We start from the raw sequence: 18483 nt of genomic DNA, 5'->3' as shown, positions 1-18483 counted from the left end.
GCCCTCCGTTCAGAATTCAGGAATGTTGACGTTACCACGGCCCCGGGATACCGTGTTGACGTGAACACGCCTGAGTTTTGGACGCCGGCGGATGCCGAGGCCGTGACGCTCGGCGCCGGCGTCGTGAAGCGCCCCACGCGCCTGGCCGACGGGCGCGAGCTCATCTACTACGACGACGCCGGGACGACCCTCCCGGCGGAACGCGCGGTCGACGCGCGCGTGCTCGATCCGCGGCCGGCGACCGCGACGATGCGCCAGGACGTGCTCACCGGCGACTGGATCTCCATCGCGGCGGCGCGGCAGAACCGCGCCTTCCTCCCGCCCGCGCACCTCGACCCCCTCGCCCCGCAGACGGAGGCGAACCCGTCCGAGATCCCCGACCGGTACGACGTCGCGGTCTTCGAGAACCGCTCACCCTCCTTCGGCCCGGCCCTGGCCGCCGCCACCGGCGACGCCCCCGCCGCCGAGGACGCGCCGCACGGGCTCGACGACCTCGCCGACCCGGGCCTCGGGCGCACGCGCACGTCGGTGGGCCGCTGCGAGGTCGTGTGCTTCAGCCCCGAGCACACCGGATCCTTCGGCACGCAGACCCCGACGCGCGCCCGCACCGTGATCGAGGCGTGGGCCGATCGCACCGCCGCCCTCTCGGCCCTCCCCGGCGTCGAGCAGGTCTTCCCGTTCGAGAACCGCGGCGAGGCGATCGGGGTGACGCTGCCGCATCCGCACGGGCAGATCTACGCCTACCCCTACATCACTCCACGCACGCAGCGGATGCTGGATGCCGCGGCGCGCACGTCCGACGACCTGTTCGCGCGCATCCTCGACTTCGAACAGGGCTCGGAGCGCATGGTGCTGCAGGGCGAGCACTGGAGCGCGTTCGTCCCCTTCGCCGCACGCTGGCCGATCGAGGTGCACCTCCTCCCCCACCGGCACGTGCCCGACCTGGCCGCCACCAGCGACGACGAACGCGCCGAGCTCGCTCCGCTGTACCTGCGGCTGCTGCGCGGGATCGACGCCCTGTACGACTCGCCCACGCCGTACATCGCGGCGTGGCATCAGGCACCCGTGCACGACGGCCGCGAGGCGGTGCGCCTGCACCTGCAGCTGACCTCGCCGCGGCGAGCCGCCGACAGGCTGAAGTTCCTCGCCGGATCCGAATCCGCGATGGGCGCCTGGATCGCCGACATCCCGCCGGAGACGCAGGCCGAGCGCCTGCGCGAGGCCCTCGCGACCGTGGCGGACCCGGCATGAGCGCCGCCACCGATCTCCTGGCCACCTTCACCGACCGGCCGGCCGCCGGGGAGTGGTCGGCGCCGGGACGGGTCAACCTCATCGGCGAGCACACCGACTACAACGACGGCTTCGTGCTGCCCTTCGCCATCGAGCACCGCACGTCGGCGGCCGTCGCCCTGCGCGAGGACGACATCATCCGGGTGGCGACGACATTCGCCGACGCGCCGGTCGAGGTCGCCCTCGCGGACCTGGACCACGCCATCGCCGCCGGCGGGCTGGACTGGGCGGCGTACCCGCTCGGGGTGGCGTGGGCCCTCCGTGCGGCAGCGCCCGGCGCCTCCCCGCGTGGGGTGGACATCGCCATCGCGTCGGATGTGCCGGTGGGCGCAGGGCTGTCGTCCTCCGCCGCGATCGAAGGCGCCGTGGCCGCCGCGCTCAGCGACGTGTGGGCCGCGGGCCTCGACCGCGTCGCACTGGCCCGGGTGGGCCGCACCGCCGAGAACGACGCCGTCGGCGCCCCCACCGGCATCATGGACCAGATGGCCACGATGCTCGGGGAGGCCGACGCCGCGACGTTCCTCGACTGCCGCTCGCTCGAGGCCCGGCCCGTCGACCTGGGCTTCACCCGCGAGGGGCTGCAGATCCTCGTCATCGACACGCTCGTCACCCACGCGCACGCCTCCGGCGGCTACGGCGAGCGCCGCGCGTCGTGCGAGGCCGGCGCCCGCGCGATGGGCGTGCCGGCGCTGCGCGACCTCACGGTCGATGATCTCCCCCGTGCCCAGCAGCAGCTGGACGAGGTGACCTTCCGGCGCGTGCGTCACATCGTGACGGAGAACCAGCGCGTGCTCGACACCGTCGCGACACTGGATGCGGACGGCCCGCGCGCGATCGGCGACCTCCTGACCGCGTCCCACGCCTCGATGCGCGACGACTTCGAGATCTCGGTGCCCGAGCTCGACCTCGCCGTCGAGACGGCTCTGAAAGCCGGAGCGCTGGGCGCGCGCATGACGGGCGGCGGCTTCGGCGGCGCCGCGATCGCGCTGCTGGATGCCGAGCGCGTCGACTCCGCTGCATCCGCCGTCGCCGCCGCGTTCGAGGCCGCCGGCTTCCGCGCCCCGCGGACGTTCACCGTCACGCCCTCCGCCGGCGCCCGCCGCGACGCGTGAGGACTCCGGAGGAGGAGGAGGAGGAAGGTACGAGGGGCCCGCGCACGGTGCAACCCCTGGGATCCGGGGGCCTCGGTCGTTAGCGTCGGAACCGGCCGGCAACGACCCCCGGCCGGAAGAGGTGTTCCGTGGCGTACGTGACCGTCGGGGCGGAGAACTCCGTCGAGATCCGCCTGTACTACACCGACCAGGGCTCGGGGCAGCCGGTCGTGCTGATCCACGGGTTCCCGCTCAACGGCGAGTCGTGGGGCAAGCAGCAGGCCGCGCTCCTGGACGCCGGATACCGCGTCATCGCGTACGACCGGCGCGGCTTCGGGATGTCGACCAAGGCCGGCAGCGGGTACGACTACGACACCTTCGCGGCAGACCTCGACGTGCTGCTGACCCACCTCGGCCTGGAGGACGTCGTCCTCGTGGGCTTTTCGATGGGCACCGGCGAGATCGCCCGGTACCTGTCCGCCTACGGCAGCGAGCGCGTCGCCCGCGTCGCCTTCCTCGGATCACTGGAGCCGTTCCTGCTGAAGACGGACGACAACCCCGACGGCGCCGGCGGACAGGACTTCTTCGACGGAATCGCCGCGTCGGTGCGCGCCGACCGCTACGCGTTCGTCAGCGGCTTCTTCCGGGACTTCTACAACCTCGACGACACCCTCGGCACCCGCATCTCGCAGGAGGCGCTGGACGCGAGCATCGAGGTGGCCAACACCGCCGGCAACGCCGCCATCGCTGCCGCTCCCCTGACGTGGCCGACCGACTTCCGCGGCGACATCGCCGCCATCGACGTGCCCGCGCTCATCGTGCATGGCACCGCCGACAACATCCTGCCCATCGACGCGACCGGTCGACGCTTCCGCGACCTCGTCCCCGCCGCCCAGTACGTCGAGATCGAGGGCGCCCCGCACGGGATGCTGTGGACCCACGGCGACGAGATCAACGAGGTGCTGCTGGCCTTCCTGCGCGCCTGATCGACCGGGCCTCCGCCCTCACGCGGCGGCGGCGGTGAGTTCGCTCAGCAGCGCCGCGTCGGGCCGCACGCCCGCGCGCTCGATCTGGCGGGCCAGGTGCACCACAGCGTCGTTCACGGGGGTGGCGACGCCCTGTCGCCGGCCCTCCGCGGCGACGAGGCCGTTGAGGTCGTCCACCTCGGCGTGCCGCCCCTTCGTCCAGTCCTGCAGCACCGTGGTGGTCGCCCCGGGGACCACGAAACCCGCGAAGAGCTTGTCGGTCATGGTCTCCACGACGCGCGAGCGATCGGCGACCTCGTCGGGGGTGAGTCCGAAGATCGGCAGGACGGGGTGCCCCACGGCTGCACCGACCTCGAGCGCCTCGTTGCCGGCGGCGATCATGACGGCGCGGAATCCCGGAGTGTGCAGCGCGTCGAGCATCGGCAGGCCCAGGATCGCCGAGGTCGCCAGCAGCGTGGCGTTGCTCACGAGCTTCATCCACTTGGCCGCCTCGATGTCGTCCACGCTCGCCACCGTGCCGGCGCAGCGCAGGAGCGCGGCGATGTCCTCCACGCGGTCGGCCGGGCCGCCCGGCAGCGCTCCCACCGCGAACCAGGAACGCGACACCGGCGTGTGGCGGTGCACGATGCCGGGCTCATCCATCGTGGCCGAGCACTCGATCACGGCGCCCATCGTGCGCCGCGGGCCGACGGCGTCCTGCACCGTGCGCGTGGTCATCCCGTTCTGCACGCCCGCCATCAGACCGTCGGCGGCGAGGTAGGGCCTCAGCATCCGCGCCGCCCACGCGGTGTCGTAGGCCTTCATGAGCACCAGGACGACGTCGAACGGCCCGGTGAGCTCGGCCACCTCGCACAGGTTGATCACGTGCGGCCGCACATGCAGGTCGCCGTCGGGCGAGATCACGTGCAGGCCGTCCGCGCGCATGGCCTCCACGTGCGCGGGCCACTGCTCGATCAGGGTGACGTCATGGTCGGCGGTGAGGAGGTCGGCCCCCACCGAGGCTCCGTTGGCACCGGCGCCGAGCACCGCGATCCGTGGACGAACCATGACGACCTCTTCCCACGCTGGACAGCCGCACTTTACATCACGGCACCGCGGTTCCGGGATACCCTGAGCACGGCGCATCCACGCGCCCCGGATGTAAACCTCCGCTGAACAGCTCGACACCGCTCGACGAAGAGAAGAGAAGGGCCCATGATCCTGCACATCGCCGCCTTCCGGTGGAAGGACGACGTCACCGAGGCCGACGTCACCGCCCTCACCGAGGCGCTCCTGACGATGGCCGCCGGCATCCCGGAGCTCCGCTCCTACGTCGCTGCCCCCAACCTCCATCTGCGCCCGGCCGGCTTCGACTACGGCGTGGCGGCGGTCGTGGACGACCAGGCCGGGCTCGACGCCTACCTGGATTCCCCCGAGCACCTCGCGGCATACGAGAACTTCATCGGCCGGATGCTCGCCGAGCGCGCCGCCGTCCAGCTGCCGATCGCGGAGGGCTCCTTGCGATGACCGGCATGCTCGCCGCCGTGCTCCACGGCGTGGGCGATCTGCGCGTCGAGACGAGGCCGGTCCCCGACCCCGGCCCCGGCGAGGTGCTCGTGCGGATCGACGCGTGCGGAGTCTGCGGCAGCGACGCGACGGAGTTCGGGCGGAATCTCGTCCTCGCCGACCCGCCCGTCACGCTCGGTCACGAGTTCGTCGGCACGGTGCACAGCGTGGGCGAAGGAGTGGACGGACTGTCCGCCGGCGCGGTCGTCGTGTGCGGCGCGGGGATCGCATGCGGGAGGTGCAAGCCGTGCCGCGAGGGTCGCACCAACCTGTGCCGGTCGTACACGACGATCGGCTTCCACCACGACGGCGGCCTGGCCGGATACGTCGTGGCCCCCGCCGGGATCCTCCTCGACGTCACCGACGCGGGCCTGACCACCGACACGCTCGCGCTGACCCAGCCGATGGCGATCGGGGTGCATGCCGTCCGCCGCAGCGGATTGCGGGCGGGGCAGGATGCGGTGGTGATCGGTGCCGGCGGCATCGGCACGTTCATCACGATCGCCGCCGCCGCCACCGGCGCCCGGGTGCTGGTCGTCGACCCCAATCAGGACCGCCTCGACCTCGCACAGGAACTGGGCGCGAGCGCAGGGCTGCGCACGGGCGGTGCGAGCCTGTCCGACACGCTGGCGGAACTCGGCATGGATGCCGACGTCTTCTTCGAGGTGAGCGGATCGGCATCGGGCCTGACCGCCCTCCTGGACGCCGCCCGGCCCGGATCCACGATCGTCCCCGTCGGGATCCAGCGTGGCGAGCCCGCACTGGCGCTGGGGTCGTGGACGCTGCGGGAGTACACGATCATCGGCACCGTCGCCCACGTGTTCGCCTCCGACTTCCCCGAGGCCGTGCGGCTGCTGGGCACGCGCGAGGACTGGTCCGGCATCGCCGGCGACGTCATCCCCCTCGCCGATGTCGCCGACCTCGCGCTGACGCCGCTGCTGGAGGGCCGCTCGACGCGCATCAAATCCCTCGTCGACCCGTGGGCGACCTCCGTGCGCCCGGCCCGTCACGGCCGCCGCTGACTCAGCCCAGGTCGTCCATCGCCCGCAGGACGTCCACCGCGGAGGCCGGTCCCACCGCGTCGACGGCTTCCCCACCCCCGCCCGGAGCATCGGGCAGCGAGCGGTTCTGCTGGCGACGGCCCACGACGAACCACACGCCGCGGGCGACCGCGTCGGAGCGGTTGGAGTACAAATGTGGGCGCACCGAGTCGAACTGCAGCGAGTCGCCGGCGTGCAGGACGTGCGTCTCGAAGTCGAGGTGGACGGTGAGCTCGCCCTCGAGGAGGTAGGCGTACTCGACCCCGGCGTGACGCATGAGCTTGCCCTCCACCGAGCTGCTGGCGCCGGGCTCATAGGTGACAAGGAGCGCATCGGCCGGTCCGCCGGCGCCGGCGGCCAGGCGCTCCCAGCGCACGCCGTTCTCCATCTCGATCACCGGGTTCTCCGCGGCGCGCTGCACGTCGGGAAGGGGAGGGCCGGAGTGGCCGAACATCGGCGCGGCCGCCGGCCGGGCCGACGGGATGCCGAGGAGATCGTCGAGCGAGACGCCGAGGTGGCTCGCGAGGGCGTACAGCGTCGCGACCGAGGGCTGGGTCTTGCCGATCTCGACCTGGGAGATGAGGCTGGCCGAGACCCCGACTGCCTGGGCGACGCTGCGCAGGCTCAGTCCGCGCTCGGTCCGGGCCGCGCGGATGCGTTCACCCAGGTGTTCCGGCATGCTGCCGCCTTCCGTGTCGGTTCGCCGGGAGGCGGCGAGCCCTGCGGTCATTCTAGATCGGCCGCCTTCCCGACCTGTGCAGTGACGGTCGACTCCGCTTCCCCACCGGCGACCCTTTTCCGCGCGGACGCCACCTTCCCGCGGCGATCCGTGGCGCCGGTGTTAAGCTCAGCTTCACGCGCGTGCAGCCTGACCGCCACCACCAGCGACCGAGGAGGACTCGATGAAGAGCACCGGCACGACCGGCACCAACGGCGTCGACTGGGAGGAGCGGGTCGATTTCGGGCGTCTGCGGGACGCGCGGTTGGCCCGCCTGAAGGCGCAGCTGGACACCTCCGATCTCGGCGCCGTGCTCGCGTTCGACTTCTCCAACATCCGCTACATGAGCGCCACGCACATCGGCACGTGGGCGATGGACAAGCTGATCCGCTTCGCCCTGCTCACCCGCAGCACCGACCCGATCGTGTGGGACTTCGGCTCGGCCGCCAAGCACCACCAGCTCTACAATCCGTGGCTGGACACCACCACGGCCGAGTTGGATGCCGACCCCAGCGCCCCGCACGAGGGCGCCAAGCGCCCGCGCCTGGAATCCGGTGCGCGCGCGGGCATCTCCACACTGCGCGGCGCCTTCCCGCCCGACGCCGGGATCGCCGAGGGCGTGGCGAAGAAGATCAAGCGCGAGCTGGAGAAGTTCGGGGTTGCCGACCAGCCCCTGGGCGTCGACGTCATCGAGCTGCCGATCCTGTTCGCCCTCCAGAAGGAGGGCATCCAGGTCGTCGACGGCCAGCAGGTGTTCATGGAGGCTCGCCGCGTGAAGACTCCCGACGAGATCCGCCTGCTCACCCAGGCCGCGTCGATGGTGGATGCGGCGTACGAGGAGCTGTACCGGTTCCTGCGCCCGGGCGTCCGCGAGAACGAGGCGGTGGGGCTGGTCGCCAAGACGCTGTACGACCTGGGCTCCGAGTACGTCGAGGGGGTCAACGCCATCTCCGGAGAGCGCTGCTCGCCGCATCCGCATGTCTTCTCCGATCGCCTCATCCGCCCCGGCGACCCGGCCTTCTTCGACATCCTGCACAGCTGGAACGGCTATCGCACGTGCTACTACCGCACCTTCGCGGTGGGTTCGGCCAGCTCCGCGCAGCGCGACGCGTACACGCGCGCCCGGGAGTACATGGACCGTGCGATCGCGCTGGTCAAACCCGGCGCGACCACCGCCGACATCGTCAAGGTGTGGCCCACGGCGCAGGAGTTCGGCTTCGCCGACGAGGAGGCCGCCTTCGCCCTGCAGTACGGTCACGGCGTGGGCCTGTCGATCTGGGAAAAGCCGATCTTCTCGCGTCTGACGTCCCTGGACCACCCCGAGGTGCTGCAGGAGGGCAACGTGTTCGCGCTGGAGACGTACTGGCCCTCCGCCGACGGGTGGGGCGCCGCGCGCATCGAGGAGGAGCTCGTCGTCACCGCCGACGGGTGCGAGGTCATCACCAAGTTCCCCGCCGAGGAGCTCCTCGTCGCCGGTCGGCGGTACTACGCCGTCGACGGACCACTGAACCTCCAACGCGACGCGCAGTCGCACCGGAACACGACATGGGGGCGCGGAGAAGCGTGAGCACCGTCGGATTCCTCGGCCTCGGGAAGATGGGGCGCGGCATGGCCGCGCGCCTGGTCGACGCCGGCCACGACGTGCGCGTGTGGAATCGGTCGACCGGTCCGGTGGATGACCTCGTCGACCGCGGCGCAACGGCGGCGAGCGTCCCGGAGGCCCTCGCCGCCGACGTCTCGTTCTCGATGCTCGCCAACGACGAGGCGGTGCAGGAGGTGCTGACCCCCGCCGCCCTGGCGTCGGCATCCGGCCGCATCCACGTCGTGATGGCCTCCATCTCCCCCGCACTGGCCGATCGCCTGGAGCACCACTTCGCCGAGGCGGGCGCCGGCTACGTCGCCGCCCCCGTGCTGGGACGACCGGAGGTCGCCGCCGCCGGGCAGCTCAACATCCTCGCCGCCGGCCCTGCGGACAGAGTCCAGGCCGTCCTGCCCTACCTGGAGGCGATGGGCAAGCGCGTGTGGCGACTGGGCGAGACCGCGTCGGCGGCGAACGCCGTCAAGGTGGCCGTCAACTACAACATCATCCACGCGATGCAGGCGATCGGCGAGTCGGTCGCGATGACCGAGCGGCTGGGCGTTCCGGCCGAGGAGTTCACCGAGCTGCTGGCGCAGACGCTGTTCGGTGGCGTCGTCTACGGCGGGTACGGCAGGATCATCGCCGAGGAGTCGTATCACCCGCCGGGGTTCCACATGGGGCTCGGCCGCAAGGACCTCGGGCTCGCGGAGGAGGTCGCCGCCTCCGTCGGGGTGAGCCCCGCGACTCTCCCCGGCCTCATCCGGGTCTTCGAGGCGGCGCTGGCGGACGCGGATCTGCAGGACGCGGACTGGAGCGCGATCGCCGAGGTCTCCCGCCGCGACCTCCTCTGACACGGCTGGGGGCGCCCTCGAAAGTGACACTGGACAGAGCTGTCCAGTGGTGCTTACTGTGAACCCCAGGTCGACCCGCACGACGGCAGTCGAGCAGCGGTGCGCGAGGTCGCGCACCGCGGGGCGGGCCACCCGACGGCAATCAAGGAGGATGAACGTCTCATGCCCGGTACTCCCGCTCCACAGCCCGGTCAGCCCATCGTGATCCGCGACGCCATCGTGCTGACGATGGATGACGCGCACACCGTGATCCCCGAAGGCGACGTGCTCGTCGTCGACGGGCGGATCGCCGAGGTCGGCGTCGACCTCGCCGCACCCGAGGTCGCCTTCGAGATCGCCGCGAAGGGCGGCATCGTGATGCCCGGCATGGTGGACACCCACCGCCACATGTGGCAGTCCGCCATGCGCGCGTACGGCGCCGATTGGACCCTCACGCAGTACTTCGTCTGGTACTACCTCGAGCACGGCATGAAGTTCCGCCCCCAGGACGTCGGAGCGGGGAACCGCATCTCGGCGCTGGATGCCATCGAGTCCGGCATCACCACGAGCCTGGACTGGTCGCACGGCCTGCGCACCCCCGACCACGGCGAGGCGGCCCTGGAGGCGCTGGCCGGATCACCCGGGCGGTTCGTGCTGGCCTACGGCAACCTCGCCGGCGCGCCGTGGGAATGGACGCAGGACCCGGCCGTCCGCCGGGTCATCGAGCGGGCGCGTGATGACTCGCGCATGTTCGGCGCGCAGCTGGCCTTCGACGTGCCCGGCGATGAGGGCTTCCCCGAGCGTGCGGCGTTCCAGGCGGCCCGCGATCTGGGCGTCTCGGTCACGACGCACGCGGGGGTGTGGGGGGCCACCGGCGACAACGGCATCCGGCTCATGTACGACAACGGCGCCATGACGCCCGGGACGGTCTACGTCCACGCGGCCACCCTCAGCGACGAGTCGTACCAGATGATCGCCGCCACCGGCGGGACGGTCTCGCTGGCGACCGAGAGCGAGCAGACGTGCGGCCAGGGCTATCCCCCGGCCCACGCGCTGCGGCGGCACGGCATCGGCGCGTCCCTGTCAGTGGACACCAGCGTGTGGTTCAGCGCCGACATGTTCTCCGCGATGCGCACCACGATCGGCGCCGACCGCGCGCTGGAGCACTACATCGCCCATGAGAAGGGCGACACCGTCACCCACGCCACGATCCGCGTCGAGGAGGTCGTGGACTGGGCCACCCGCGGAGGGGCCAAGGCGCTGGGCAAGTGGGATGAGATCGGGAGCCTGGAGGCGGGCAAGCTCGCCGACGTCGTCCTCGTCCACAACCCCGACTCCCCCACGATGGTGCCGATCCTCAACCCCTACGGCCACCTCGTCTACCAGGCCGGACGCGGCGACGTGCACACGGTGCTGGTGGGAGGCGAGCCGGTGAAGTTCGACGGCAAGCTCGTGGCCGGCGACCTCGCCGGCGTGCGCACGCAACTGGAGGACACCATCGAGTACCTGCGCCGCGAACTCGGCGACGAGGACTGGCGCTCGGGCATGAATCCGGACATCCCGGAGAAGGAGATCCTGTCCAACCCGTATCAGTACCGGCGCGAGACCGAGCCGTCGCACTGAGGCGGGGGTCAGGGGGCGAAGGCCCTGTGCACGAGCGCCCGCACGCGGCGGGCGACCTCGGTGCGCGCGGCCGGCTCGGCTCGGGCGAGCTCGGTGGCCAGCATCCCGGCGACCAGGACGACGTCCTCGGTGTCCACGTGCGCCCCGATCCGCCCGGCAGCGCGCTCGCGTGCGACGACGCGGTCCACGAGGGCGCGGAACCGCTCCCCTAGATGCCGCACCGTCGGGTCCTGGCGATGGGAGGTGGTCAGTTCGATGAAGGCGGAGGAGGGCAGCGACTGCGCCACGATGGCGTCGAACAGGTCGGCCAGGTGCGCATCCTCCGGCGCGGCGAGCGCCTCCAGTTCGGCCACGTTCTCCTCGAACACGGCGGCGGCCAGGGCGATGCGGTCGGGGAAGTGGCGGTACAGACTCCCCTGCCCGACGCCGGCCCGGCGGGCGACGGCGGAGAAGGGCGCGCCGGGGCCGCTCTCGGCGTACACCTCGCGGGCGGCGGCGAGCAGGGCACGCCGATTCCCCGGGCCCGCGACAGGCCCGCGATTGCGCTTCGGCGGGACTTCCGGACTGCGCGACATCGGCGTAATCTTAATACCGGACAGGATTGTCCGGTAGGTCGGTAGGAGGAGAAGAACCATGGGATACACCGGAGCCCCGCTCAGCGGCGACTCATCCATCGCCACGTGGCTCGACGACCCGGTGGGCGGCGCGATCCTGCGCGATCTGCTCGCCCAGGGCGGTCAGACGCCGGAGGTCTTCAAGCCCGTGCGCCGCCTCGCGATCAAGCGGCTCGTGAAGATGAGCCGCGGAGCGTTCACGCAGGAGATGCTCGACGATCTCATCCGCCGTGCCGCCGCCGGCGACGTCCCGGCCGGCACCGACGCTCCGGCGGCCGACGCTCCGGCGGCCCCCGAGGGCGCATCCGCGGCGAACGCTCCGGTCTCGGGTGAGGCCGTCGCGCTGCGCGAGTGGACCGAACGCATCGACTCCGGCCGCTTCTCCGGCCGCACCGTCATCGTCACCGGCGCAGGATCCGGCATCGGCCGGGCCGCCGCATCCCGGATCGCCCGTGAGGGCGGTCGGGTCATCGCCGTGGACATGTCGAAGGAGCGCCTCGACGAGGTCGTCGCCGAGCACGCCGGAACCGGCATGGAGGCCGTCGTGGCCGACATCACCGACGACGAGGCCGTCGCACGCATCGTCGCCGCTGCCGGAGACACCATCGACGGATTGGCGAACATCGCCGGGATCATGGACGACATGACCCCCGTCGCCGAGATGAGCGACGCGGTGTGGCAGCGGGTGTTCCGCGTGAACGTCGACGGCACGATGAAGCTCATGCGCGCGGTCATCCCGATCATGCTCGCCCAGGGCGGCGGGTCGATCGTGAACACCGCCTCCGAGGCGGCGCTGCGCGGTTCCGCCGCCGGTGCGGCGTACACGGCGTCCAAGCACGCCGTGGTGGGTCTGACCAGGAGTTCCGCGTTCATGTACGGACCCTCCGGCGTGCGCGTGAACGCGGTGGCTCCGGGCGCGACGATCACCAACATCCAGGCGACGTTCGCCTCCCCCCTGGGCGCCGAGCGCGTGCAGACCGCGATGGCCTCGATGCCGGATGCGGCCGAAGCCGAAGCCGTCGCCGCGTCCATCACGTTCCTGCTCAGCGATGACGGCGTCAACGTCAACGGCGTCGTGCTCGCCAGCGACGGAGGCTGGTCGGCCGCCTGACAGCGAGGAGAATGCGCACATGACCACATCCGGCGAACCCGTCGTCCGCACCCGCAAGGGCGCCGTACGCGGGATCGCCCGCGAAGGTTCCACGGCGTTCCTGGGCATCCCGTACGCCCAGGCGCCCGTGGGCGCGCTCCGCTTCGCCGCCCCTGTGCCGCCCGAGCCGTGGGAGGGCGTGCGCGACGCCACCACCCACGGCCCCACCCCCCAGCGCGGCGACGCCGGCACCACCCTCATCCCCGAGCCGAGCGTCCCGGGCGAGGCGACGCTGAACGTCAACGTCTTCACCCCTGCCGCGGACCCCGACGCCGGGCTGCCGGTGCTCGTATACCTGCACGGCGGCGGGTACGTCTCGGGGTCGCCGGCGAGCCCGTGGTACGACGGCGCCGCGTTCGCGCGCGACGGCGTGGTGACGGTCACCCTCTCCTACCGCCTGGGATTCGACGGGTTCGGGGTGATCGAAGACGCCCCCGGGAACCGTGCGGTGCGCGACTGGCTGGCCGCCCTGAGGTGGGTGCAGGATGAGATCCACGCGTTCGGCGGCGACCCCGCGAAGGTGACCCTCGCCGGACAGAGCGCCGGCGGCGGCGCCGTCCTCACACTGCTCTCGATGCCCGCCGCGCGCGGACTGTTCCGGGCGGCGCTGGCCATCTCCCCCGCCCTCACCGACATCGGCTCCGAGCGCGCCGCGGCGATCACGCGGCGCCTGGCCGCCGCCGCCGGTGTTCCCGCCACCCGCGAGGGATTCGCCACCGTTCCCGAGGAACGGCTGTTCGCTCTGCAGGAGAAGGCCGGGCAGCCTGAGACGGGCGGCCGGCTCGGCATCCTCACCTCGCTGCTGAACGAGGGCCTTCCGTGGGGGCCCGTGATCGACGGCGACATCGTCCCCGAGCCGGTGCTCCAGGCGCTCGCGCGCGGCGAGGGGAGCGACGTCCCCCTCGTTCTCGGCACGACCGACGACGAGTTCACGATGGCCACCGACCGCGCCCGTGGCGTGCTGGGCTTCCTGCCGGTCGAGATCGTACTGGCCACCCTGGGCCTCCGCGGTGCCCGGCAGCGCGCCTACCTCCGGGCCAACCGCGCCCAGCGGCGCAAGGGCAACGCGGCCGTGCTGGGCCGATACGCCACCGACCTGGTCTTCCGCGCCGACATCCCGCGGGTCGCCGCGGCACGCGGCACCTCCCCCACGTGGGTGTACCGGTTCGGATGGGTCTCCCCGGTGATCGGCTGGGCCTGCCATTGCCTGGACGTGCCCTTCTGGTTCGACTGCCTGGATGCGCCCGGCGTGGCGGCGATCGCGGGCGACGCCCCGCCCCGAGGGCTGGCCGATGCCCTGCACTCGAGCGCCGTGGCGTTAGTGCGGGACGGCGCGCCGGGCTGGGAGGCGTGGTCACAGCGCCCCGGCACGACGCGCGTGTTCGGCGGCCCGCCGTCCGAACCCGACGTCCTCCACGACGGGTACGCCTCCGTCATGGCCCTGCACTGACCGCCCAGGGCTCTGACGCGCCCAGGGTCCTGACGCGCTGAGGGCGCCGCGCGCTACGGTTGCGGCGACGACCGGGGATCCGGTGGCAGGGGGTGCGTGATGCCGCAGGGCGCAGGCAGGTTCCACACCGGGTGGCATTCGGGGACCCGCGTGGGCGTGACCTTCCTCCTCTTGGTCGTCGTCACCGCCGCGACCGGACTGGCCGGATCGTGGCTGGTCGCCCCGGCGCTCGGCTGGACCGTCGCGTCGGCCACCTACTGCCTGTGGGTGGCGATCGCCGTGCTGCCGATGGACGCCGCCGCGACGGCCGAGCACGCCACGAGGGAAGACCCCACGCGCGCCGTCGCCCACACGCTCCTGATCCTCGCGAGCATCGCGAGCTTCGGGGCCATCGGTCTCCTCGTGCTCGAGTCGGGACGGGTGCGGGGGGCCGGGGCTGTGGCGCTGGGTGCGGCGGCCCTGGTCACCGTCGCCGCGTCGTGGTTCCTCATCCAGATCCTGTTCACCCTGCGGTACGCGGAGACCTACTATGCCGCCGGGGGCACCGGCATCGACTTCAATCAGACAGACCCGCCCCGCTACCACGACTTCTCGTATCTCGCCTTCACGTTGGGGATGACCTACCAGGTGTCCGATACGGCGCTGACGAGCACGCCGATGCGCCGCCAGGCCCTGCGGCACGCGCTGCTGTCGTTCGTCTGGGGTGTCGTCGTGCTCGCGACGAGCCTCAACCTCATCGTCAACCTGGCCTCATGAGCGCGACCGCGTCGTGCTGCAGCCCGAGGGGCCGGCACGTCAAGGCCCCCCGCGATGACGGCGGTCATGGAGAGGATCGGAGTGCTCGCGGAATCCCCCGCGAGTGATCCCAGAGAGAGGAGCCCTCGCATGATGGACGGATTCGACGGGAAGGTCGCCCTGGTCACGGGCGCGGCATCCGGAATCGGCCGGGCCGTGGCGCTCGAACTCGCCGGCAACGGCGCGAAGGTGGTCGCCGTCGACCTCAAGGACGGCCCGACCCAGAGCATCGTCGACGAGATCGTCGCCGCCGGCGGCTCGGCCATCGCCGCGCCGGCCGACGTCGCGGACGCCCGCCAGGTCAAGGCCGGCGTGGACGCGGCGGTCGAGGCCTTCGGCGGGCTGCACCTGGCATTCAACAACGCCGGCATCGGCGGGCCGCAGGGCCTGCTCGGCGACTACGACGACAGCGACGACTTCGCCGCCTACCAGCGCCTCATCGACATCAACCTCAACTCCGTGTACTACGGCATGCGGTACGAGATCCCCGCCATCATCGCCGCCGGCGGCGGGGCGATCGTGAACACGTCGTCCATCCTCGGCATCGTCGGCGAGCCGACCGCCGCGCCCTACAGCGCCGCCAAGCACGGGGTCGCAGGCATGACGAAGTCAGCGGGCGCCGCCTACGCCGCGCAGGGCGTGCGGATCAACTCGGTGCACCCGGGCTACATCGACACGCCGCTGCTGGAGGCGCTCCCGAAGGAGGCGTACGAGGCGCTCGTGCAGAAGCATCCGATCGGTCGCCTGGGCACCGCCGAGGAGGTGGCGCACCTCGTCGTCTTCCTGCTCAGCGACCGGGCCTCCTTCATCAACGGCTCGCAGTACCTGATCGACGGCGGCTACACCGCCGTGTGACCTGTAGCGCCGCGTCGGAGGGCGGCGCTATGGTCCCGGCATGACCGAGGACGAGATCGCCGCCTGGCTGAGGGACAGTGACCCGACCCTGCGCTGGCAGGTGGAGCGCGACCTCGATTCCGCGCCGGAATCGGTGTGGCGCGAGACCCGGTCCCGCGTCGCGACCGAGGGCCATGGCGCCGCCCTCCTGGCACGGCAGGACGAAGACGGGCAATGGGCGGGGGGCGCGTACTTCCCCGCCCACGTGTCACCGGACGAGCCGGGGCAGCCATGGACGGCCACGACCTGGTCGCTCAACGCCCTGCGGGAGTGGGGCGTCCCGCCGGACGCGCTGCGCCCGGACACCGCTGGACTGCTCGATCGCAACGCGCGATGGGAGTACGACGACCTTCCCTACTGGGGTGGCGAGGTCGACGCGTGCATCAACGGGTACACCCTCGCCAACGGCGGATGGCTGGGAGCGGACGTGAGCCCGATCGCGGCGTGGCTCGTCGGACACCGCCTGGCCGACGGCGGCTGGAACTGCGAGTGGGTCGAGGGGGCCACCCGGTCCTCCTTCCACTCCACGCTCAACGCGCTGGTGGGGATCCTCGATTTCGAGGAGCGCACCGGGGGGACCCCGGAGCTGACGGCGGCACGCCAGGGCGCACAGGAGTATCTCCTCGAGCGGGGGCTCCTGCGGCGGCGCTCCACGGGCGAGACCCACGCGCCGTGGGCCACGCACTTCGCGTATCCGTACCGCTGGTTCTACAGCGTCCTGCGCGCTGCCGACTACTTCCGTGCAGCGTCGCTGCACGACGGCGTCCGGCCCGACGAGCGCATGGCCGGGGCGATCGCCCTCATCCGCGACGCCCGCGATGCCGACGGCACGTGGCACCAGCAGCTGCGTCATGAAGGGCGCACATGGTTCGAGGTCGACGTCCCGCCCGGCCAACCGTCTCGGTGGCTCACCTTCCACGCCCTGCGCGTCCTGGAGTGGTGGGATGCCGCGCACCGGCCCGCGCGGGTGTGATGACGTGCGACGCTGAGACATGCGCATCGCACTGACCGGCTCATCCGGCAAGCTCGGCACCGTCGTCGAGCGGGAACTCCGCGCCGCCGGGCACGACGTCGTCGCCCTCGACGCCGTCGGGCCCCGCCGACCGGGATTCGTCCAGCTCGACCTGGCCGACTACGGCCAGGTGATCGACGCGCTCGGCGGCGCCGGCGACGACCGCGCTCCCGTCGATGCCGTCGTGCACCTCGCCGCGATCCCCGCCCCCGGCCTGCGCCCGGATGTGGCGACGTTCCACAACAACATGACGGCGACCTTCAACGTCTTCTGGGCGGCGGTGCGCACCGGCCTGCGGCGCATCGTGTACGCCTCCAGCGAGACGGTGCTCGGCCTTCCCTTCGACGTCCCTCCGCCCTACATTCCGGTGGACGAGGAGTATCCCGCGCGTCCGGAGTCGGTGTACTCCCTCGTCAAGCACCTCGAGGAGCAGCTCGCGATCGAGCTCGTGCGGTGGCATCCCGACCTCTCGATCACCGCCCTGCGCTTCTCGAACGTCATGGTCCCCGCCGACTACGCCGAGTTCCCCTCCTTCGACGCCGACCCGCAGACGCGCAAGTGGAACCTGTGGGGCTACATCGACGCGCGCGACGGCGCCCACGCGATCGAGCGTGCGCTGGAGGTGGCCCCGGCCGGATTCGACCGGTTCATCATCGCCGCCGCCGACACCGTCATGAGCCGGCCGAACGCCGAGCTGGTCGCGGAGGTCTTCCCCGACGTACCGGTGCACGGCGACCTCGGCGAGCACGACACGCTGCTGTCGATCGACAAGGCCCGGCGCCTCCTCGGCTACGCGCCTCGCCACTCGTGGCGCGACGCCTGACCCCTCACGCCAGCTGGGGGATGACCTCGCGCTCGAACAGTTCGACGCCCGAGCGGTCGTAGGCCGCTTCCGGGAAGTAGTGGATGGCGTAGCCCAGCCCTCGGGCGGCACGATCGGCGAGGCGTCCGGCCACCTGGTCCGGCGTTCCGACGGCCGCCGATCCGCGATAGTCGCGCTCGATCACGGCGGCGCGCTCGGCACCGACGAACGGCGTGAGGCGCGCGATGACCGCGGCGAGGCGGTCCTCCACCTCCGCCTCGGTCGCCGCGACGATCGTGTTGAAGTTCGAAGACCGCGTGATCGTGTGGAAGTCGCGCCCGAGCGCGTCGCAGTGTCCGCGCAGCACCTGCGACTTGTGATCGAACTCCTCCGGGGACCCGCCGAAGTTGGTGTACGACGCATACTGCGCCGCGATCTTCAGCGTGACCTTCTCCCCGCCGCCGGCGATCCAGAGCGGGATGCCCCGCTCCTGCAGCGGCAGCGGCTGAACGATGGCTCCGTCCACCGAGTAGTACTTCCCCTCGAGCGTGGCCGACCCCGTCGTCCACGCCTGGTGCATGATTTCCACGCCCTCGCGCAGCCGCCCGAGCCGCTCGGTGATCGGCGGGAACCCGTATCCGTACGCGCGCCACTCGTGCTCGTACCATCCGCCGCCGATGCCCATCTCGGTGCGCCCGCCCGAGACGATGTCGACCGTCGCGGCGACCTTGGCCAGGTAGGCGGGGTTGCGGTAGCTCATGCACGTGCACATCTGCCCGAGGCGGATGCGGTCGGTGGAGGCGGCGAACGCCGACATGAGCGTCCACGCTTCGTGCGTGGCCTCCGCACTGGCGACCGGCGTGGTGTGGAAGTGGTCGTAGACCCACAGCGACTCCCAGGGCCCCGCGTCGGCGGCCTGCGCGAGCCCGCGCATCGTGCTCCAGTGCTGTGCCGGGTCGATGCCGACGAGGTCGAAGCGCCAGCCCTGGGGGATGAAGAGTCCGAATCGCATGCCCTCAGCCTAGAGAGCCTCTTCCCGCCCGCCGGCGCGCCACGCGCTCCCC

Annotated in this window: 18 protein-coding genes; 14 read left to right on the top strand and 4 right to left on the bottom strand. The window is 71.9% G+C overall.

Translation table 11 applies throughout. The annotated features are described in order from the left end of the window. The first annotated feature begins 60 nt into the window (after positions 1 to 60). The 3 genes from galT to E4V99_RS08635 all read left to right on the top strand — a co-directional run bounded on the left by galT (position 61) and on the right by E4V99_RS08635 (position 3367). A complete protein-coding gene (gene galT, locus E4V99_RS08645) occupies positions 61 to 1251 on the top strand; it encodes a galactose-1-phosphate uridylyltransferase (protein WP_135116964.1) in 1191 nt (396 codons plus the stop codon). Further along, on the top strand, positions 1248 to 2402 hold the full coding sequence (gene galK / locus E4V99_RS08640) for a galactokinase (RefSeq protein ID WP_135069427.1): 1155 nt from the start codon (positions 1248 to 1250) through the stop codon (positions 2400 to 2402). Before galT ends, galK begins: the two co-directional genes overlap by 4 nt. Before the next feature lie 128 nt (positions 2403 to 2530). Continuing rightward, positions 2531 to 3367 carry an alpha/beta hydrolase gene (locus tag E4V99_RS08635; RefSeq protein ID WP_135069430.1) on the top strand — a complete coding sequence of 279 codons (837 nt, stop codon included), beginning with the start codon at positions 2531 to 2533 and terminating at the stop codon, positions 3365 to 3367. 18 nt (positions 3368 to 3385) lie between these two features. Here the strand turns inward: E4V99_RS08635 and E4V99_RS08630 are convergent, their stop codons facing one another. After that, positions 3386 to 4414, bottom strand: a complete 1029-nt coding sequence (locus E4V99_RS08630; RefSeq protein WP_135069433.1) for a 2-dehydropantoate 2-reductase — start codon at positions 4412 to 4414, stop codon at positions 3386 to 3388. 147 nt (positions 4415 to 4561) lie between these two features. On the opposite strand from E4V99_RS08630, the gene E4V99_RS08625 reads away from it, so the two are divergent. Both E4V99_RS08625 and E4V99_RS08620 read left to right on the top strand, forming a co-directional pair. After that, entirely contained in the window at positions 4562 to 4873 is a 312-nt protein-coding gene (locus E4V99_RS08625) for a Dabb family protein (protein WP_135069436.1), read from the top strand. Then, entirely contained in the window at positions 4870 to 5934 is a 1065-nt protein-coding gene (locus E4V99_RS08620) for an alcohol dehydrogenase catalytic domain-containing protein (protein WP_135069439.1), read from the top strand. The genes E4V99_RS08625 and E4V99_RS08620 overlap by 4 nt, the downstream gene beginning before the upstream one ends. Position 5935: 1 nt before the next feature. Here E4V99_RS08620 and E4V99_RS08615 read toward each other — a convergent pair whose 3' ends face one another. Next, on the bottom strand, positions 5936 to 6631 hold the full coding sequence (locus E4V99_RS08615; protein ID WP_135069442.1) for a helix-turn-helix domain-containing protein: 696 nt from the start codon (positions 6629 to 6631) through the stop codon (positions 5936 to 5938). Between the two features lie 223 nt (positions 6632 to 6854). Between E4V99_RS08615 and E4V99_RS08610 the strand changes: the two genes are divergently transcribed. From E4V99_RS08610 to E4V99_RS08600, 3 genes are all read left to right on the top strand, one after another. After that, positions 6855 to 8237: a Xaa-Pro peptidase family protein gene (locus E4V99_RS08610; protein ID WP_135069445.1), complete on the top strand. Its 1383-nt coding sequence runs from the start codon at positions 6855 to 6857 to the stop codon at positions 8235 to 8237. After that, a complete protein-coding gene (locus E4V99_RS08605; protein WP_135116963.1) occupies positions 8234 to 9100 on the top strand; it encodes an NAD(P)-dependent oxidoreductase in 867 nt (288 codons plus the stop codon). The genes E4V99_RS08610 and E4V99_RS08605 overlap by 4 nt, the downstream gene beginning before the upstream one ends. Positions 9101 to 9262: 162 nt before the next feature. Continuing rightward, entirely contained in the window at positions 9263 to 10702 is a 1440-nt protein-coding gene (locus tag E4V99_RS08600) for an amidohydrolase family protein (protein ID WP_135116961.1), read from the top strand. Positions 10703 to 10710: 8 nt separating this feature from the next. Here E4V99_RS08600 and E4V99_RS08595 read toward each other — a convergent pair whose 3' ends face one another. Further along, complete coding sequence (locus tag E4V99_RS08595) at positions 10711 to 11277, bottom strand: TetR/AcrR family transcriptional regulator (protein WP_135116959.1); 567 nt, start codon at positions 11275 to 11277, stop codon at positions 10711 to 10713. Positions 11278 to 11335: 58 nt separating this feature from the next. Here E4V99_RS08595 and E4V99_RS08590 point away from each other — a divergent pair, with 58 nt between their 5' ends. The 6 genes from E4V99_RS08590 (at position 11336) to E4V99_RS08565 (ending at position 17440) form a co-directional block, all read left to right on the top strand. Next, entirely contained in the window at positions 11336 to 12427 is a 1092-nt protein-coding gene (locus E4V99_RS08590; RefSeq protein WP_135116957.1) for an SDR family NAD(P)-dependent oxidoreductase, read from the top strand. A 19-nt stretch (positions 12428 to 12446) separates the two neighbouring features. Beyond that, positions 12447 to 13916, top strand: coding sequence for a carboxylesterase family protein (locus tag E4V99_RS08585; protein WP_135116955.1), 1470 nt, complete (start codon positions 12447 to 12449; stop codon positions 13914 to 13916). 99 nt (positions 13917 to 14015) lie between these two features. After that, positions 14016 to 14672, top strand: a complete 657-nt coding sequence (locus E4V99_RS08580) for a DUF1345 domain-containing protein (protein WP_135116954.1) — start codon at positions 14016 to 14018, stop codon at positions 14670 to 14672. A gap of 132 nt (positions 14673 to 14804) precedes the next feature. Further along, positions 14805 to 15566, top strand: a complete 762-nt coding sequence (locus E4V99_RS08575) for an SDR family NAD(P)-dependent oxidoreductase (protein WP_209305613.1) — start codon at positions 14805 to 14807, stop codon at positions 15564 to 15566. Positions 15567 to 15606: 40 nt separating this feature from the next. Continuing rightward, positions 15607 to 16578, top strand: coding sequence for a squalene cyclase (locus E4V99_RS08570; RefSeq protein ID WP_135116951.1), 972 nt, complete (start codon positions 15607 to 15609; stop codon positions 16576 to 16578). Positions 16579 to 16597: 19 nt separating this feature from the next. Continuing rightward, positions 16598 to 17440: an NAD(P)-dependent oxidoreductase gene (locus E4V99_RS08565; RefSeq protein WP_135116949.1), complete on the top strand. Its 843-nt coding sequence runs from the start codon at positions 16598 to 16600 to the stop codon at positions 17438 to 17440. Positions 17441 to 17444: 4 nt separating this feature from the next. On the opposite strand, the gene E4V99_RS08560 is transcribed toward E4V99_RS08565, so the two are convergent. After that, the gene (locus E4V99_RS08560; RefSeq protein ID WP_135116947.1) at positions 17445 to 18431 is read right to left on the bottom strand and encodes an LLM class F420-dependent oxidoreductase; all 987 of its coding nucleotides are present in this window, start codon (positions 18429 to 18431) and stop codon (positions 17445 to 17447) included. Positions 18432 to 18483: the final 52 nt, after the last annotated feature.

The sequence above is a fragment of the Microbacterium sp. dk485 genome, assembly GCF_004570445.1.
In the GTDB taxonomy this organism is placed as follows: domain Bacteria; phylum Actinomycetota; class Actinomycetes; order Actinomycetales; family Microbacteriaceae; genus Microbacterium; species Microbacterium wangchenii.
The sequence above is the reverse complement of the archived record's forward strand: the minus strand, read 5'-3'. Positions and strand labels throughout refer to the sequence as shown.

Excerpts from the sequence above, each read along its gene's own strand:
- galK (WP_135069427.1), top strand. The coding sequence starts at position 1,248 with ATGAGCGCCGCCACCGATCTCCTGGCCACCTTCACCGACCGGCCGGCC.
- E4V99_RS08630 (WP_135069433.1), bottom strand. The coding sequence starts at position 4,414 with ATGGTTCGTCCACGGATCGCGGTGCTCGGCGCCGGTGCCAACGGAGCC.
- E4V99_RS08625 (WP_135069436.1), top strand. The coding sequence starts at position 4,562 with ATGATCCTGCACATCGCCGCCTTCCGGTGGAAGGACGACGTCACCGAG.
- E4V99_RS08620 (WP_135069439.1), top strand. The coding sequence starts at position 4,870 with ATGACCGGCATGCTCGCCGCCGTGCTCCACGGCGTGGGCGATCTGCGC.
- E4V99_RS08615 (WP_135069442.1), bottom strand. The coding sequence starts at position 6,631 with ATGCCGGAACACCTGGGTGAACGCATCCGCGCGGCCCGGACCGAGCGC.
- E4V99_RS08610 (WP_135069445.1), top strand. The coding sequence starts at position 6,855 with ATGAAGAGCACCGGCACGACCGGCACCAACGGCGTCGACTGGGAGGAG.
- E4V99_RS08600 (WP_135116961.1), top strand. The coding sequence starts at position 9,263 with ATGCCCGGTACTCCCGCTCCACAGCCCGGTCAGCCCATCGTGATCCGC.
- E4V99_RS08595 (WP_135116959.1), bottom strand. The coding sequence starts at position 11,277 with ATGTCGCGCAGTCCGGAAGTCCCGCCGAAGCGCAATCGCGGGCCTGTC.
- E4V99_RS08590 (WP_135116957.1), top strand. The coding sequence starts at position 11,336 with ATGGGATACACCGGAGCCCCGCTCAGCGGCGACTCATCCATCGCCACG.
- E4V99_RS08585 (WP_135116955.1), top strand. The coding sequence starts at position 12,447 with ATGACCACATCCGGCGAACCCGTCGTCCGCACCCGCAAGGGCGCCGTA.
- E4V99_RS08580 (WP_135116954.1), top strand. The coding sequence starts at position 14,016 with ATGCCGCAGGGCGCAGGCAGGTTCCACACCGGGTGGCATTCGGGGACC.
- E4V99_RS08575 (WP_209305613.1), top strand. The coding sequence starts at position 14,805 with ATGGACGGATTCGACGGGAAGGTCGCCCTGGTCACGGGCGCGGCATCC.
- E4V99_RS08570 (WP_135116951.1), top strand. The coding sequence starts at position 15,607 with ATGACCGAGGACGAGATCGCCGCCTGGCTGAGGGACAGTGACCCGACC.
- E4V99_RS08565 (WP_135116949.1), top strand. The coding sequence starts at position 16,598 with ATGCGCATCGCACTGACCGGCTCATCCGGCAAGCTCGGCACCGTCGTC.
- E4V99_RS08560 (WP_135116947.1), bottom strand. The coding sequence starts at position 18,431 with ATGCGATTCGGACTCTTCATCCCCCAGGGCTGGCGCTTCGACCTCGTC.